Source organism: Phytohabitans sp. LJ34 (assembly GCF_052068095.1).
Taxonomy (GTDB): Bacteria; Actinomycetota; Actinomycetes; order Mycobacteriales; family Micromonosporaceae; genus Phytohabitans.
The window spans coordinates 226736-241949 of record NZ_JBQHDG010000004.1 but is presented as its reverse complement, the minus strand read 5'-3'; the positions used below and the strand labels follow the sequence as shown (position 1 = coordinate 241949).

At 72.6% G+C, this 15214-nt stretch carries 11 protein-coding genes; 8 read left to right on the top strand and 3 right to left on the bottom strand.

Features of this window, described 5'->3' with window-relative positions; all coding sequences use genetic code 11:
- Window positions 1-4 precede the first annotated feature (4 nt).
- On the bottom strand, window positions 5-3157 hold the full coding sequence (locus ACTMTJ_RS08835) for an NACHT domain-containing protein (RefSeq protein WP_441215637.1): 3153 nt from the start codon (window positions 3155-3157) through the stop codon (window positions 5-7).
- Window positions 3158-3276: 119 nt separating this feature from the next.
- On the opposite strand from ACTMTJ_RS08835, the gene ACTMTJ_RS08830 reads away from it, so the two are divergent.
- The 7 genes from ACTMTJ_RS08830 to ACTMTJ_RS08800 all read left to right on the top strand — a co-directional run bounded on the left by ACTMTJ_RS08830 (window position 3277) and on the right by ACTMTJ_RS08800 (window position 11973).
- A complete protein-coding gene (locus ACTMTJ_RS08830) occupies window positions 3277-3867 on the top strand; it encodes a TetR/AcrR family transcriptional regulator (RefSeq protein WP_441215636.1) in 591 nt (196 codons plus the stop codon).
- 111 nt (window positions 3868-3978) lie between these two features.
- The gene (locus ACTMTJ_RS08825; RefSeq protein WP_441215635.1) at window positions 3979-6699 is read left to right on the top strand and encodes a molybdopterin-dependent oxidoreductase; all 2721 of its coding nucleotides are present in this window, start codon (window positions 3979-3981) and stop codon (window positions 6697-6699) included.
- Window positions 6696-7619, top strand: coding sequence for an FAD binding domain-containing protein (locus ACTMTJ_RS08820; protein ID WP_441215634.1), 924 nt, complete (start codon window positions 6696-6698; stop codon window positions 7617-7619). The genes ACTMTJ_RS08825 and ACTMTJ_RS08820 overlap by 4 nt, the downstream gene beginning before the upstream one ends.
- Before the next feature lie 268 nt (window positions 7620-7887).
- Window positions 7888-9000: a SagB family peptide dehydrogenase gene (locus ACTMTJ_RS08815; RefSeq protein WP_441215633.1), complete on the top strand. Its 1113-nt coding sequence runs from the start codon at window positions 7888-7890 to the stop codon at window positions 8998-9000.
- Window positions 8997-9989, top strand: coding sequence for an alanine racemase (locus ACTMTJ_RS08810; RefSeq protein WP_441215632.1), 993 nt, complete (start codon window positions 8997-8999; stop codon window positions 9987-9989). Before ACTMTJ_RS08815 ends, ACTMTJ_RS08810 begins: the two co-directional genes overlap by 4 nt.
- Window positions 9986-11200 carry an MFS transporter gene (locus ACTMTJ_RS08805; protein WP_441215631.1) on the top strand — a complete coding sequence of 405 codons (1215 nt, stop codon included), beginning with the start codon at window positions 9986-9988 and terminating at the stop codon, window positions 11198-11200. Before ACTMTJ_RS08810 ends, ACTMTJ_RS08805 begins: the two co-directional genes overlap by 4 nt.
- Window positions 11197-11973, top strand: coding sequence for a class I SAM-dependent DNA methyltransferase (locus ACTMTJ_RS08800; RefSeq protein WP_441215630.1), 777 nt, complete (start codon window positions 11197-11199; stop codon window positions 11971-11973). Before ACTMTJ_RS08805 ends, ACTMTJ_RS08800 begins: the two co-directional genes overlap by 4 nt.
- A gap of 271 nt (window positions 11974-12244) precedes the next feature.
- Here ACTMTJ_RS08800 and ACTMTJ_RS08795 read toward each other — a convergent pair whose 3' ends face one another.
- Window positions 12245-13795 carry an MFS transporter gene (locus ACTMTJ_RS08795; RefSeq protein ID WP_441215629.1) on the bottom strand — a complete coding sequence of 517 codons (1551 nt, stop codon included), beginning with the start codon at window positions 13793-13795 and terminating at the stop codon, window positions 12245-12247.
- Between the two features lie 86 nt (window positions 13796-13881).
- Here ACTMTJ_RS08795 and ACTMTJ_RS08790 point away from each other — a divergent pair, with 86 nt between their 5' ends.
- On the top strand, window positions 13882-14628 hold the full coding sequence (locus ACTMTJ_RS08790; RefSeq protein WP_441215628.1) for a TetR/AcrR family transcriptional regulator: 747 nt from the start codon (window positions 13882-13884) through the stop codon (window positions 14626-14628).
- A 74-nt stretch (window positions 14629-14702) separates the two neighbouring features.
- Here the strand turns inward: ACTMTJ_RS08790 and ACTMTJ_RS08785 are convergent, their stop codons facing one another.
- Entirely contained in the window at window positions 14703-15200 is a 498-nt protein-coding gene (locus ACTMTJ_RS08785) for an HIT family protein (RefSeq protein ID WP_441215627.1), read from the bottom strand.
- Window positions 15201-15214 lie beyond the last annotated feature (14 nt).

Sequence of the window (15214 nt, the reverse complement as noted above, 5' to 3'; positions counted from 1 at the left end):
CTGTCTACGAGGGCTGGTCGGCGAGGCTTTCCCGTCGGGCCAGTACCGCGGCGGGAACGGTCCAGCCGAGCTCTCGAAGTCGTTCTGTCGGAATCGTGCGGAGGATCGAGTCGGGTAGGTCGCGAAGGAGAGCGGAAAGGCGGACTCCCAACGGCTCGTTGCGGTCGAATATGTTGACTTGCCAGATGTCGACGGCGATCGGGATGAGTCGTGGGTCGGCCTCGGCATCCTTGAGGACCCGGTTGACCAGGGCAAGATCACATTCCGCGGCGGACGCCAGGCGGAAGCGATCGGCGGGCGACAGCGGCAAGCTGGCCAGGCATCGCAGGTGGGCGATGCTCACCTTCGGGTTCAGCTGGAGCAGCGTCTCCAGTACCACCGACCCCACCTCCGGTGAAGCGGCGGAAAGGTGACGCAGAAGCAGGTGGTCGTACACCTGCTGGCGGGCCGGCGGCAACCCGGCCGCCGCTTTGGCCGCCTTGATGTAGTCGCTCGCCTGCGGCGCGGGCTGCGACAGCACGTTCAGCAGCGCGTGTGCGGGTGCGATCCGGCTCGTGCTGGAGGGTTGCAGCTCGGTCTGGAAGATTTCGACGACGGGCGTCGCTGCCTTGAGCAGGTCGGTGAGCTCCGGCTCGGGGGCAAGCAGGTTGCGTCGTTGGAGCCGGCCGACGGGGATCCCGAGCGAGTCGTCCACCGGCGCCGGCGTCGTCGACATCATCCGCAGCGCCGGCGCGTTGCCCCGGTGGTACTCGACAAGGCCGGCGAGCACATCGACGCTGGAGCGCCCGTGCCGGGACAGCCACAGCCGCACCTCCCGGCGCCAGAGCCGATGGAGTTCGTCGGGCGTGTCCGGCCCGAACAGGTCCGCCAGGAGGCACCAACCGTCCGCGGTCATGAGGACGAGCAGCATGAGGTTGGTGCTGTAGGCCGCGGCCCGCTCCATGAAGTCGATGCCGGTGGGCCGGTACGACTCGTACCCGCGCCACGGCAGGTGTAGGAAGCGCTGCCGGAAGGCCTCCAGCAACAGCTCGTGGGTCCGCGGCCGGTCGGGCAGGCCGCCGAGCATGTGTTCGAGGAACTCCAGCGCCGGGGTGCTGAAGGCGAGCAGGTCGTAGGAGAGCACCGCCGCGAGCAGGGCATCGTCCACTTCGGAGCGGACGGAGGCCAGCGCGCGCCGCGGTGCGGGCTCCGGCAGGGCCCGGACGACGAACCATGCCACCAGGTACTCGCCGAAGGTCGCGTGCAGGAACTCGTAGGTGCGTACGACCCGTTCGTACCGGGCCTCGGCCACGTGTACGAAGAAGAAGCGGCCCACGAGGCGCCGAGCGCTGTCGTCGCCGGCGCCGATCAGGGCCGAGATGTCGGCGTCGAGGTCGTGGTCGGCCACCTGCCGGCTGCGCCGGTTGAACATCGCCAGCGCCGCGACCGCCAGCCGCTCCATCTCCTGCTCGACCAGGGCCGCGACCACGGTGTCGTCTTCGTGCTCGTGTCCCTTGAGCATCTCCCGGTGGACGAAGGAACGCAGCAGCCGGTCGTAGAGGTCGGCGTCGGCGAGCGCCTCGACCTCGCGGCGCAGCGCGTTGTCCGTCGCGTCGTAGAGGGCCAGCAGGAGCAGCAGCAGGGGCTGGCCCGCGAGGTGCTGGTGGCGGGCGAGCGTCTCCACGCCCAGCGGTGTGAGGCCGTGCCGCGCGTGGTACTCCGCGTTCGCGCCGTTCCAGGTCGCCAGCCAGCGGGACACCCGGCCCTCGTCGAAGGGTTCCAGCCGTACCGCCGTCGTGCCGGCCGGGATGCGCGCCCGGTCCGCGACCACGGTCCGGCTGGTCACCACGACGGCGACCGGGCAGTCACGGGTCACCCGCGCGGTGTCCTGGAACTCGCGGAGCCGTTCCAGGTAGTCGGACCGGCCCGTGGTGGCGCCCTGGAGAAGCTCGTCGAAGCCGTCGAAGAAGATCACCGGCGTGCCGTCGCCGCTGTCGTCGGCCAGGTCGGCCCAGTCGACGTCGCTCTGGAGCGCTTCACGCAGCGCCGCCCTGACCTGGTCGACGATCGGCGCGTCGGCCGAGACCCGGCGCAGGTCGATCCGTAGCGGGCGGAAGCCGGTGTGCTGTAGCCGCGCGGCGAACGCCCGGGTGAACACGCTCTTGCCGGCACCGGGATGTCCCAGCACGAGCAGCGGCCGGACGGTGGCCTCCGGCGAGCTGAGGTGCCGCACCAGGAAGGTGGCGAGGTCTTCGCGTGCCTCCGTCGCCTCGTCCCACCAGTGATCCTCGGCCAGCTTGTTGACCGGCCCGGCGACGGTCACCCGAAACGCCGGGTCGAGGTAGGCCGCACCCAGCGACGGGATCACCAGGTCCGGTGGGGCGCCGTGCTCGCCGCTCGCGATGACCGGCGCGTCGAGGTCGGCCGCGTACCTACGGGCGAGCTGCCGCCACCGCCGCTCGACGTCACCGGCCGGTGCCTGGGCCGCCAGGCGCTGCGCGACCTCGGCCAACCCTTGCCGCACCTCGCCGACCCGCGCCCGCGTCGCGGCGTGGTCCCACACCCCAAGCCAGAAGGCGAACCCGGGCACCTGGCCGGCGAGCTCGCGCACGTTTCGTTCGTACCGCCGGACCGCGGCGGTGGGTGTCTCGTCCGACAGCCGCGCCGAGACCCTGATCCGCGCGGACTCGGTCAGCTCGTCCCAGACCACCAGCCCGGCCAGGAACCGCTGGGTCCTGCGCGCGAGCGTCGCGTAGTAGTCGGCGAGGTCGACCGCGAGCCGCTCCGGCGGTACGTGTGCCGACGGAGCCGGCGGCTCGACGTCGACCAGTGACGCGATGAGGATCCGCTGGTCCTCGCCGCGCCAGCGGACGGTGGCCAACTCCTCGTACGTCGCCAGCTCGTCGAAGAACGCCGAGGTCACCAGGACGGTGTGCGCCGCGACCATGACGTCGGCGCGGTCCTTGCGGGCTCCACCGGCCGCCCGCTCACCCGCTCGGCCACGCAGCTCTCGCAGGAGCCCGATCACGGCGTTCTTCGGTTCGAACAGGTCGATCTGGAGGGTGATCTTGGTGGCCGTCAGCGCGACGTCGAGCACCCGGTCCACGGTCGTCAGGAGCGCGTCATCGTCGCCGGCGAGCAGCCGCACAGCGTCCTTGAACCGGATCGGACGAGACATACGTCGATTTCATCAGCAGGGGGCAAGCGGGGCCGTCAGCCGTGCGGCGGGTCGGCTGGAGCCGGGACCGGCGGTCAGCCGCGTTGACACCTCGGCGGGCGACCAACGAGTATCGCGGCGTGCGCAGGGAAAAGGACGGACCGGCGACTCGGGAGGCCATCCTCGACGCTGCTCTGCGCACGTTCACCGAAAACACGTTCGCGGGCAGTTCGATGGCCGATGTCGCGCAGCGGGCCGGGGTGGCGGTCGGGAGCATCTACCGGCACTTTCCCAGCAAGGATTCCCTGGGCAGTTCGGTGTACCAGCTCTGGAAGGGGCGCGCGCTGAGCGCGACCGTGGCCGCGGTCGACCCGGCGGCGCCGAGCCGGACCGCCTTCGGGCAGATCTGGCGGGCGCTGACCCGCTTCGCGGCCGAGCACCCCGATGCCTTCGCGTTCCTGGAGTACCAGCAGCACGAGGCGTACCTCGACGAGACGGGGCAGGCTGCCGCCCACGGGCTGACCACGTTCGCCCGCGACTTCGTCGTGCGCGGGCAACAGGCCGGTGAGATCCGGCCCGGGCCGCCCGACATGCTCATCGCCCTGGCCTACGGTGCGCTGGTCGGATTCACCCGGCAGGGCGACTCGGGCTCGCCGCGATCCGCCGCCGACCCGGCTCTGGTGGCCGAGGCCGAAGAGGCGGTCTGGGCGATGCTGCGCGCTGACGGCTGAGGCGCGCACCGAAGCTGAGACGGACCTGAGTCCGCCCTTGACAGCTCCGCGGATGCGAATGAACATTCATTCGCAGGGTTTGGAGCGCGTCCGGCGGAAAGGGACACCCGCATGGCTGACCAACCACGCACCAACGACGCCGAAATCAAGATCCTCGTCAACCGCGAGCCGCGCTCGGCGCGGGTCGACGACGACACCCTGACCGCCGAGGTGCTGCGCGAGCAGCTGGGCCTCACCGGTACCAAGGTCGTGTGCGCGGCCGGGGTTTGTGGCGCCTGCACAGTGCTGCTCGACGGCGAGCCGGTGGTCAGCTGCCTGCTGCCGGCCCGGGCGCTCGCCGATCGGGCCGTCACCACCGTCGAAGGCACCGCCGAGCACCCCGTCGCCCGCGCGTTCGCCGCGCACAACGCACTACAGTGCGGCTTCTGTACCCCCGGGTTCGTGGTCGAGGCGACCGCGCTGCACGACCGGTGGCGGGCCGAGCATCCGGGCGAGGTTCCCGACCGGGCCACCGTGGAGGCCGCACTGGCCGGCCACCTGTGCCGGTGCGGCGCCTACCTCGAGATCGTCGAGGCCGTACAGGCCGCCTGCGCCGGTCGCTTCGACGACCCCGGCCCGCCGACCGGCCCGCGCCGTGAGGCTGGCGCCAAGGTCACCGGAGCGGCGGCCTACACAGTGGACACTCGCTATTCCGGCCAGCTGACCGGCCTCATCCTGCGCTCGCCGCACCCGCACGCCGAGCTGTCCGGGCTCGACCTGGCTCCGGCCTTGGCGATCGACGGCGTCCGCGCGGCCGTGTCGCTCGCGCCCGAGGACGGCGTGCTCCGCTACGTCGGGCAGCCGGTCGCGGCCGTCGCCGCGGTCGACGAGCCGACCGCGCGGCGAGCGTTGGCGGCCATCGCGCCCCGCTACGTCAGCCGGCCGGCCGTGGTCGGCCTCGATGCCGCCCGCGCGCCCGGGGCCGCCGAGGTGTACGCGACGGGCCGTCGCCGCCCGCCGAACGCCGGCGAAGGGGCGGGCGCGACTCCGGCACCGTGGCGCGGCAACGTCCACGGCCCGGCGGCCGCGTTGTCGGTGGGCCGGCGCAAGGCCCGCCAGCGCCTCGACGCCGCCCGGGCCGCGGGCGATCCCCGACTGGTCGAGGCTGTTTTCACCACCGCCGCCCAGAGCCACACCACGCTCGAGCCGCACGCGACGGTCGCCTGGTTCCGGCCCGACGGCACGCTCGAGGTGCAGGTCTCCACCCAGGCCGTCGCCCACGTCGCCGCCGACCTGGCCCGCTTCACCGGTCTGCCGAAAGACAAGGTGCGCGTGCGGGCCGAGCACGTCGGTGGTGGCTTCGGGGCCAAGGGCACGATGGGCACCGAGACCCGCGCGGCCGTGCTGCTGGCCCGAGCGGCCAAGGCGCCGGTCGGGGTCGCCTACGACCGGATGGAGGAGCTCACCGACGGCGGGTACCGGCCACCGGGCCGGATCGAGCTGGCCCTGCTGGCCGGCGACGGGGACACGCTGTCGGCCCTGCGGGTCGCCGCCTACGCCGACTCCGGCATCGCGACCGGCACCCTGGTCGCCGGCCTCGCCCGGCTCATGTATCCGGCCGACGCCAAGGAACTGCTCGACTACGACGTGGTGACCAACACGGCGCCCGGCAAGCCGTTCCGCGCTCCGGGTGGGCCGCTGCTCAGCTTCGCTCTGGAGCAGGGCATCGACGAGGTCGCCGGGAGGCTGGGCCGCGACCCGATCGTGTTGCGCCGCACGTGGGACCCGCATCCGCCGCGACAGCGCCTCTACGACTGGGCGGCCACCCTGCCGGCCTGGCGCGACCGGGGAGAGCTGCCCCGCACCGGCCGCTTCCGGCGCGGGGTCGGCGTCGCCGCCGCGAACTGGTTGTACCTGTGGGAGCACGGCACCTCGGTCGAACTGGCCGTCGAGCGCGGCCGGCTGGTCGTGGCCAGCGCGACGCAGGACATGGGCACGGGCAGCCGTTCCGTGCTGGCCGGCACCGTGGCCACCGCGTTCGGACTGGACCCGGCCGAGGTGGAGGTCCGCCTCGGCGACTCCCGCCTGCCGGTCGGGCCGCTGTCCGGCGGGAGCCGCACCACGGCCTCGATCGGCCCGGCGGCGCTGGCCGCCGTGGCTCGGCTCCAACAGCGCCTGGCCCAGCGGGACCAACGGGCCCGCGACCTGGTCGACGGGCGAGCCGGCGACTGGCGAGCCGTGCTGGCCGGTGTCGACGGGCTTCGGGTCACGGCCACGCGACCGCCGGACGACCGCCGGCGGGCCCGGTCGGTGGCCAGCCCGTTCGCCGGAACCGGACTGATCGGGCTGGCGGTCGGCACGATGATGCGCTACACCAGCAAGCTGCACGCCGGTCGCGGATCGACCGGCGCGGTGCACGTGGCCGAGGTCGAGGTCGACACCCGGTTCGGGCACGTGCGTGTCCTGCGCTACCACGCGGGCACCGCGGCCGGCCGCCTCATCGAGCCGCGGCTCGCCGAGGCCCAGGTCCGCGGCGCGGTGATCCAAGGCATCGGATGGGCGCTGTACGAGGAGCGCGCCCTCGACCCGACCACCGGCCGGGTGCTGACCGCCGGGCTGGAGGACTACCGGATACCCGGGATCGCCGACACCCCCGAGATCGACCTGCATTTCGACACCGACGGCTTCGACCACGTGCCTGGCGGCGGCGTCGGGCTTGGCGAGGTCGCCACCATCCCGGTCGCCGCCGCCGTCGCCAACGCGGTGCGCGATGCCACCGGGGTTCGCCCCTATGACCTGCCCATCCGGCCGGACCGGGTCCTGGCCGGCCTATCCGGAGCCGTGACCGCATGAGCGCCACGACCCAACCCATCCTGGCGGAGTACCGCGCCGGCGGCACCGATCTCAGCGAGCGCCGCCGCACCGGCGTGTCCCGCGGCCAGGTACGCGACGTCCCCCGCACCGGACCGGACGCTCCCGGTTCCGACCTCGTCCGCCGCGCCGATGGCGGGCTCACCCTCGGCGCCCTGGTCAGCATCGACACCCTGGCCACCGATCCAGCGGTCCGCGACCGGTACCCGGCGCTGGCCCTCGCCGCCGGTGCGCTGGCCACCCCGCAGATCCGCCGCGTCGGCACCGTCGGGGGCAGCCTCCTTCAACACAACCGTTGCTGGTACTACCGGCATCCGGAGACCAGCTGCCTGAAGAAGGGTGGCGACGACTGCCCGGCCCGGGCCGGCGACCATCGATACGGCGCGCTGTTCGACCTGGGGCCCTGCGTCGCCGTACATCCGTCGACGCTCGGGGCGGCGCTGCTCACGTACGACGCCACCGTCACCACCGACCGCCGCGAGCTGAGCGTCGCCGACCTGTTCGGCGACGGTCGCGACGGGCGCCGCGACCACCAACTCGACCCGGGGGAGCTGCTCACCGCCGTCCACCTGCCCGAGGCCCGCACCGGCGAGCGGGGCGCGTATCACCGGGCGACCAGCCGCCGCTACGCCGAATGGCCACTTGTCGAAGCGACCGCCCGCGTCGTGCTGGACGGTGACCGGATCGCGTTCGCCGCGGTCGCGGTCGGCGCGGTGGCGCCGATCCCGCTGCGCCTGCCGGCGGTGGAGGCGCTGATCACCGGGGCGACGGTCACACCCGACCTGCTGGGCCAGGCGGGCGCCCGCGCGGCCGACGGTGCGACCGGACTGCCGCAGACGGAGTACAAACGGGACCTCCTGGCCGCCACCGTGACCGAGGTCCTCGAACAGGCGACGAGGTAGGTCTGCCCCCCCGTATCCCGTCGGGTTCGGCTCGATTGACGGTTGTCGGTGTGGTCGTTAGGGTCGCCGTGGAGTGTCCTTTGTAGTCAACGGGAGGGAGCGCGGTATGCAGGCCGAGCAGGCGGACGAGGCGTTCGAGGTAATCGTGCACGACGACTACGACCAGGAGCTCACCTGTCTGGAGCCACCGATCGACATCTGAGTCGGTGCATGAGTGCCCCGGGCTGATGTTTGGCCCGGGGTTCACGTCTGTTCGGGGAGGCACGGCGTGCGGGTACGCGTTTCGCGGCTGGTCGCTTTCTGGTGGCGTGACGGCCAGCTGATCTGCGACGATCCGGTGCGCCACCGGCAGCTCGCGTTGACCCCGGAGGCCGAGCGGCGGCTACGATCCTATGCGCGGTGGGCTGACCTGGCTGATGGCGACGCGTTGGCTCGGCGTCTACTCGACGCGGGTGTGCTGATCGCGGAGGGTTCGCCGGAGCACGCGCTGGAGGAGCGGTTGGGTGCCTGGCGCGCGATGGGTCCGGCCGCTACGCATTATCACTTGGCCAGCCGCACGCAGGCCGGCGACTCGTTCCGCACGGCTGTCGAGGACGCCGCCGTGCTGCGTGCCAAGGCGGTGCGGACCCCACAGCCGAGTCCGGTCAAGGAGTACGCGGGGCCGCGGGTGCCGCTGCCCGACGGTGAGCTGCCGGCGGAGCCGTTCGGTGCGGTGCTGGAGGGCCGGCGGTCGACCCGCTGGTTCGACGCCGAGCGGCCGATGTCCGTGGTCGACTTCGCCACGCTCCTGCGCTGGACGGCTGGTGTGCGCCACGAGGTCGACGTGCCCGGGCTCGGCCCGACCCTGTTGAAGACGACCCCGTCCGGCGGCGCCCGGCATCCGATCGAGGTCTACCCGGTGGTCCGCGCCGTCGACGGGTTGGCACCCGGCGTGTATCACTACGCGTCGCGTGAGCACGCGCTGTCCCGCCTCACCGCCGCACCTGTTGACGCGGACACGCTCCAGGCGTGGTGCGGCGGGCAGCCGCACGCCAGCTCGGCCGCGTGCCTGTTGCTCTACACCGCGGTGCCGGAACGCACCACGTGGAAGTACGCGTCGAGCCGCGCGTACCGGGCGCTGCTGCTGGATCTGGGCCACCTGAGCCAGACGGTGTACCTTGTCGCGGCCGCGCTGCGGCTCGGCGTGTTCTTCACCGCGGCCACCCGGGACGCGATGGTGGAGGAGGCGCTCGGGCTGTCCTGGACGGACGAGGTGTTCCTCGGCGTCACCGGTGTCGGCGTCCCGCACCCGGCCGAGCGGGACCGGCAACGCGCGATGCGGTCCGGTGCCGGTGCCGGCTTCTCGTTTCCCCCGGATGCCTGGCACGGGTACGGCGAATGACCCCGAGGGTGACGGTGGACCCGGAACGCCTCGACGCCAACCTGATCCGGTTCGGTGCGGCCGCGCGTGCCGCCGGAGTCGTGGTACGGGCGCATGTGAAGGGGCACCGGACGGTGGCCATCGGCGTCCGCCAGGTCGCGGCCGGCGCGGTGGGCATCGCTGTGCACTCGGCGGCCGAGGCGCGGTGGTATGTGGACGCCGGAGTGTCCGATGTGGTCATTGCCTGGCCGTGGCGGGACGCCTGGCGATGGCCTCGCTTCGCGCGGCTTGCCCGGCACGCCCGGGTGGCGGTACACGTCGATCGCGGCGAGGCGTTGGCCGGGCTGAGCGCGGCCGCCGCCGAGCAGGGCGTGACGCTGGGTGTGCGGGTCGAGGTGGACACCGGCCTGCACCGCACCGGCGTCGCACCGGAGGAGGTGGTGTCCCTGGCGAAGGCGGCCGCGAGCACGCCCGGCCTGCGCCTGGACGGGGTCACCGGTTACGTGCCCGTGCTGACCGCTCGGGACGCCGCCGACCGGTACACGCTCGGCCAGCGGGTGGCGCGGCAACTTGTCGACGTCGCCGGGGCGGTACGCGATGCCGGGCTGCCGTGCCAGGTGGTGAGCGTCGGCGGCACGGTCACCGCGCCCGGTGCGCTCAGCGTGCCCGGCGTGACCGAGCTCTGCTCCGGGGCGTACGCGCTGCTCGACGGCGGCCACGCCATGCTCGGCGCGTGCCGGCCGCAGGACGTCGCGATCGCGGTGACGACGGCGGTCACGGCGGTGGCCCCGGATGGCAGCATCTCGACCGATGCCGACGAGTTGCTGGCCGGTGCCGACCAGGTCTGGGCGCCCGGCGTGCGGATGACTGATGCGAGCGGCACCCCGCGAGTCGGTGGGCCGCTGCGGGTCCTGCCCGCGCACGTCTGTCCGGTGGTGGCCCGGTGCCCGCCGCTGCACCTGCCCGACGGCACGGTATGGCGGCCGCGAGTCGCACCGGACCGGCCGTGACCACCGGCCAGCTGCTGCGCCACCGGCGGTTCGTCCGGCTGGTGGCCGCGCGGACCATCTCGGTGTTCGGTAACGGCCTCGGCCCGCTCGCGCTCACGTTCGCGGTCCTCGGCCTGCCCGACGGGTCGCCGACCGCGCTGTCGTTGGTCCTCGCCGCGCTGGCCATACCCCGTTTGGCGTTGCTGCTGCTGGGTGGGGTGGTCGGTGACCGGTGGCCGCGGTACCGGGTCCTTGTCGCGGCCGAGCTCGCCGGCGGCGCCGCCTATGCCGCGATGGCGGTACTCCTGCTCGGCGGCTGGGCGTCGGTGCCCGCGCTGGCGGTGTGCGCGGTGTTCGCCGGCGCGGCGTCGGCCCTGCTGCTGCCGTCGCTGACCGGTGTGGTGGCCGAGGTCGTCCCCGAGCCGGACCGGCAGTCCGCGAACGCGCTGCTGCGCCTCGGCACGAACAGCGCGATGATCGCCGGCTTCCTGGTCGGGGGAGTGCTGATCGTACGGCTCGGCGCCGGCTGGGCGCTGGTCGTGGACGCCGCCACGTTCGTGCTCGCCGCGGTGCTGCTGGTCGCGCTGCGGCTGCCGGTGGCGGCCCGGACGGCGCGCCGGGACCTGCTCGGCGACCTGCGGCACGGCTGGCGGGAGTTCGCGAGCCGGCAGTGGTTGTGGACGGTCGTGGTCGCCGCGGCGTTCATCAACGCGGCGGTCGGGGTGACGTTCGGGCTCGCCGGGCCGCTGCTCGCGCAGACCCGGCTCGGCGGCGCCGCCGTGTGGAGCTGGGTCCTGGCCGGGTACGCGGCCGGCACGTTGGGCGGCGTACTGATCGCGATGCGGGTGCGGCCGGCGCACCCGTTGCGCACGGCGGTGCTGGCGGCCACCGCGCTCGGCCTGCCCGCGCTGCTGCTGGGCACCGGGGCGCCGATGCCGTTCGTCGTCGCCGCCTCCGTCCTGGCCGGCGTCGCGTTCGACGTTTTCGGTGTCCTGTGGGAGACCACGTTCCAGCGTGAGGTGCCGCCGGCCGCGCTGTCCCGGGTCAGCGCGTACGAATGGATCGGCGCCATTGGCCTCGGACCCGTGGCGCTGCTGGCGGCGGGCCCGATCGTCGCCACGACCGGTGCCGCGACGCTGCTGGTCGGGCTCAGTGGCCTGATCGCCGTGGCCGGGCTGGCCGCACTGTTGTCGCCGCAGGTATGGCGATACCGACCGAAGGAGCTGACATGACGCCGGAATATGTCGAGGACTTCGCCACCGCCTACGACCGCTTCTGGGCGCCGTACCCGCTCCGGATGGGTGCGGCCTGGCTGGCGTTCCACGCGCGGGTGGCACCCGACGCGCAACGCAGCCTGCTCGACGTCGGCTGCGGCACGGGCATCGTCGCCGAGCAGTTCTGCGCGGCCGGCTACGAGGTGGTCGGCCTCGACGTGTCGGCGGCGATGCTGGCCCGCGCCCGCGAACGGCTGGCGCCGGCAGCCGACCGGGTAACGCTGCTGCGAGCGGACGCCACCAACTTCGCCATACCCCGACCGGTCGCGTTCGCACTGTCCACATACGACATACCCAACCATCTGGGCGGGCTGGATCGGGTGCGCGGCTACCTGCGAAGCGTCCACCGGGCGGTGCTTCCCGGCGGCTGGCTCGGTTTCGACCTGTGCACGCTGCGCGGCCTGCGGTCCGACCTCGCACCGGTCAGCCGGGACGACGACACCGTGTCGGTCGCGGTCAACCGGGGGCCACTCGACCCCGCCACCGACCGCCGGCCACTGCACGTCTCCGGCACGGTCCGCGACGCCGCCGGCGGCCACGTGCCCTTCAAAACGACGATCACCAACACCGCGTACCCCATCGCCGACATCCTCGCCGCACTCGCGGACACCGGCTGGACCGACGCGTACGTCGCGGCGCTCGACGACCTCGGCACCCCCGTCCACGACGGTGAACAACGCGACCGGGTCGCTGTCATCGCTCGCCGCCGCGACCACCCGCATGAGGGGTGACCCGCCCGCTCGCGACCGTTATCCGCGACCGTGACCCGGCCGCGGCCACACCACCAGCAAGCACGCACCGAGCACGTGCACGACCGCCGCGGTCCGCGGGCCACCGCTCAGCGAACGCGCCGCACCGCCCGCGCCTACTCCGCGGCATTCCTTGCGGGTGGGACCCACCGTCGCCCTACGCCGTCGCACCACCACAATCTACTACGTGGCGTAGTATAAGGCCAGGTCCATGTCCGCGGTCGGTGTTCACTCGGCATCTGGTGGCCGTGGTTCAGGAGGGTTCGCGGCGTTGGCGGCGGGTCAGCACGGTACCGAGTGTCCAGAGGACGTCGATCACGAGGATGACGGCCCACACCCTGGTCGCGCCGTAGACGAACTCGGCGACGTCGCCGAGTTCGCGGTTGGTGCCGTTGAGCACCTCGAGCGGGTCGTCAGTGAAAAGGTGGTGGATCCAGGACAGGTCGAGGAAGGCGAGTACCACCTGCGCGGCGGCGTACAGGCCGAGGTGGCCGGCGAGGTCGATGACCCGCTTGCGCGCCGAGGTCTGCTCCGGCCTTGCCTGCTCCGGGCTCGGGTCGGCGATCGGCGCCGGCGCGGCGGGTTGTGCGGAGTCTGGGGCAGGGCTGGTCGGAGCGGGTGGGGGAAACTCGGCGACGCCGAGACGGCGGACCGCGCGGGGCACGACGACGGTGCTGGCCAGCAGTATCGTGGCGGCGGCGAGGCAGGCCACGACCCAGCTGGCGTGGTCGTACACCACGCCGGCGGCGATGGTGCCGACGAAGGCGCCGATCAGGCTGGCTGACTCGTACACGCCCATGCCGCGGCCGACCTTGTCACCGGAAGCCTCGGCCACGACGGCTTGCTGGATCGGCATAACCGCTGCCCAGGCGAGGCCGCTGAGGATCCAGAGCGCGGCGATGGTGTAGGCGTTCGGCGCCCAGGCCAGGCCGACGACGAAGGCGGTGCTGGACAGCGAGGCGGCGGCGAGGACGCGGGTGCGGCCGAAGCGGACGGTGTACCGGTGCAGGTAGGGTGCGGCCGCGCTCATCGCGATGGCACCGGGCAGGAACACCAGCGCGACCTCGATGACCTCCAAGTCGAGCTCGCGCTGGAGGTGCAGCATGAGCAGCAGTGCGACGGCGGCCTCGGCCATCATGGTCATCGCGACCGCGAACAGCATCGGCCGCAGGCGGCGCCCCACCGCGCGGAGTCCGGCCGTGGCCCGCCCTTCGGTGTCCGGCGTGCCGCCTTGCCTCGGGGGAGCGGTCAGCAGCAGCGCGGCTGCCGCCGCGCAGGCGGCGCCGCAGGCAAGGAACACGGCGCGGAAACCAAGCGGGCCGACCAGGGACATGCCGGCGACGAAGGCGACCCACGAGCCGGTCTCCTGCGCGCTGAACAGTCGCGGGAAGACCCCGGAGTCCCGCTCCAGCCGTTCGCTGACAATGGTCCGGACGCTGACCCAGAGCAGAGCACCGCCGGCACCTCCGACCGCCGCGGCGCCATATGCGACCAGCGGGTCGCCACCCACCGCGTACCCGAGACAGCTCACCATGTAGAGCAGCGCGCCGACGCCGGCGACGTTGCGGCGTTCCCGCCGATCCGCCAGGACGCCTGCGATCGGCCGGACGATCACCGAGACGGCGATCTCGACGGCCAGCAGCACGCCGATGGCGGCGCCGCTCATGCCCAGAGAGGCGCCGGCCCACAGCGGCAGGACGAAGTCGATGAGCTCGTTCGGCCCGTTGGTCAGGGCAGCAGCCAGCAGCGTGCGCTTCTCGCGGCCGCGCGCTCGGGCGGTGGCGGTCGGGTCGAGGGTGGTCATGTGCCGTCCACACGAACTTCGAACACCGTTCGTACAATACCGAACGTCGTTTGGAGTTTCCAGTGGCATCGCGTACGGTGAAGCCGGTGGAAGACGCTCCGGGCGCGCAGGAACGGGCGCTGCGCCTACTCTGGTCGAGCGCCGGCCGACCATCCCGCGGACCGCGACGCGGGTTGACCGTCGAGGCGATCGTGGCCGCCGCCATCGAGCTCGTCTCGACTGAGGGCCTGGCGGCGCTCTCCATGCGCCAGGTCGCGGCCAAGCTCGGTGTGGGCGCGGCATCGCTGTACACGTACCTGCCCGGCCGGGCTGAGTTGGCCGCGCTCATGCTCGACGCGGCCATGGCCGAAGCGCCGCTTCCGCACGAGCTGCCCGGTGACTGGCGTGCCAAGCTGGCGGCCTGGGCCCGCGACGACTGGGCGGCCTACCGAGACCACCCGTGGGTCCTCGAGCTCGCCGCCCTCGGCGCGGCGCCCGGCCCGTACATGCTGCGCTGGCTCGACTCCGCCATCCAAGCCCTCGACGGCACCGGGCTCACCGACCCGGAGAAGCTCGCCGTGATCGAGTCCGTGGACGGCTACGTCAGGGGCCTGGCCACACTGCACCAGCGCGGCGGCGGTGACGTGACACCTGACGAGGCCGAGCGGCGCAACGTCGCGCTGCGTGAACTGGTCGACTTCGACCGCTATCCAGCCCTGCGACGAGCCTTGCGCGCCGGCGCCAAACCCTACGCGGGGGACCAGTTCGAGTTCGGTTTGCAACGCCTGCTCGACGGCGTCGCGTCGCTTATCCGCGATCGCCGACCGGGCGGAGGCCGGCGAAACCCGAACTAAGTGCCGCGCCGCCGGTGCCATACCGGACGAGGCGTCAGCAGCGTTCGCCAGGACGGGTGGTCTGTGCCCCCGCCTCAGTGTTGATCTCGTATGCGCTGTGCCAGCGCTGCCTGAGCGACGTCGTCGACTACGAGAACGCCGTTTTCGGCCATGAGGGAGTGGAACTGTTGCTGGTGGTACGGCACTCCGGGAGGTAAGGGTGCGAGGTGCCAGTGCAGATGGGCGTTGCCTTGTCGGCTGCCCAGGCTCATTGAGTACATCCGCTCGGTAGGCACCGTGGCAGCCAGAGCGCGGGCAACTTTGTGGACCACGCTTTGGAAGCGGAGGAATTCCAGCTCCGCCATCTCATGTACCCAGCTCTCGATGTGTGCTTTCGGTGCCACGAGGCAGTATCCCAGCAGCGTCGGGTAGCGGGTGAGGAACGCGATGGTGTGCTCATCCTCGTAGACGCTGTGGTGCTGGTAGTCGGGACGGCCAGCGACGAAGGCGCAGACGAAGCATGGTCCTTCACGGACTCGACGACCGTACGCTTCGAAGTCGAAGGTGGTCCTCGTCGGCGGGTCTTCGTTCATACCGGCACGATAGG

Excerpts from the sequence above, each read along its gene's own strand:
- ACTMTJ_RS08810 (WP_441215632.1), top strand. The coding sequence starts at position 8,997 with ATGACCCCGAGGGTGACGGTGGACCCGGAACGCCTCGACGCCAACCTG.
- ACTMTJ_RS08800 (WP_441215630.1), top strand. The coding sequence starts at position 11,197 with ATGACGCCGGAATATGTCGAGGACTTCGCCACCGCCTACGACCGCTTC.
- ACTMTJ_RS08785 (WP_441215627.1), bottom strand. The coding sequence starts at position 15,200 with ATGAACGAAGACCCGCCGACGAGGACCACCTTCGACTTCGAAGCGTAC.
- ACTMTJ_RS08795 (WP_441215629.1), bottom strand. The coding sequence starts at position 13,795 with ATGACCACCCTCGACCCGACCGCCACCGCCCGAGCGCGCGGCCGCGAG.
- ACTMTJ_RS08825 (WP_441215635.1), top strand. The coding sequence starts at position 3,979 with ATGGCTGACCAACCACGCACCAACGACGCCGAAATCAAGATCCTCGTC.
- ACTMTJ_RS08835 (WP_441215637.1), bottom strand. The coding sequence starts at position 3,157 with ATGTCTCGTCCGATCCGGTTCAAGGACGCTGTGCGGCTGCTCGCCGGC.
- ACTMTJ_RS08820 (WP_441215634.1), top strand. The coding sequence starts at position 6,696 with ATGAGCGCCACGACCCAACCCATCCTGGCGGAGTACCGCGCCGGCGGC.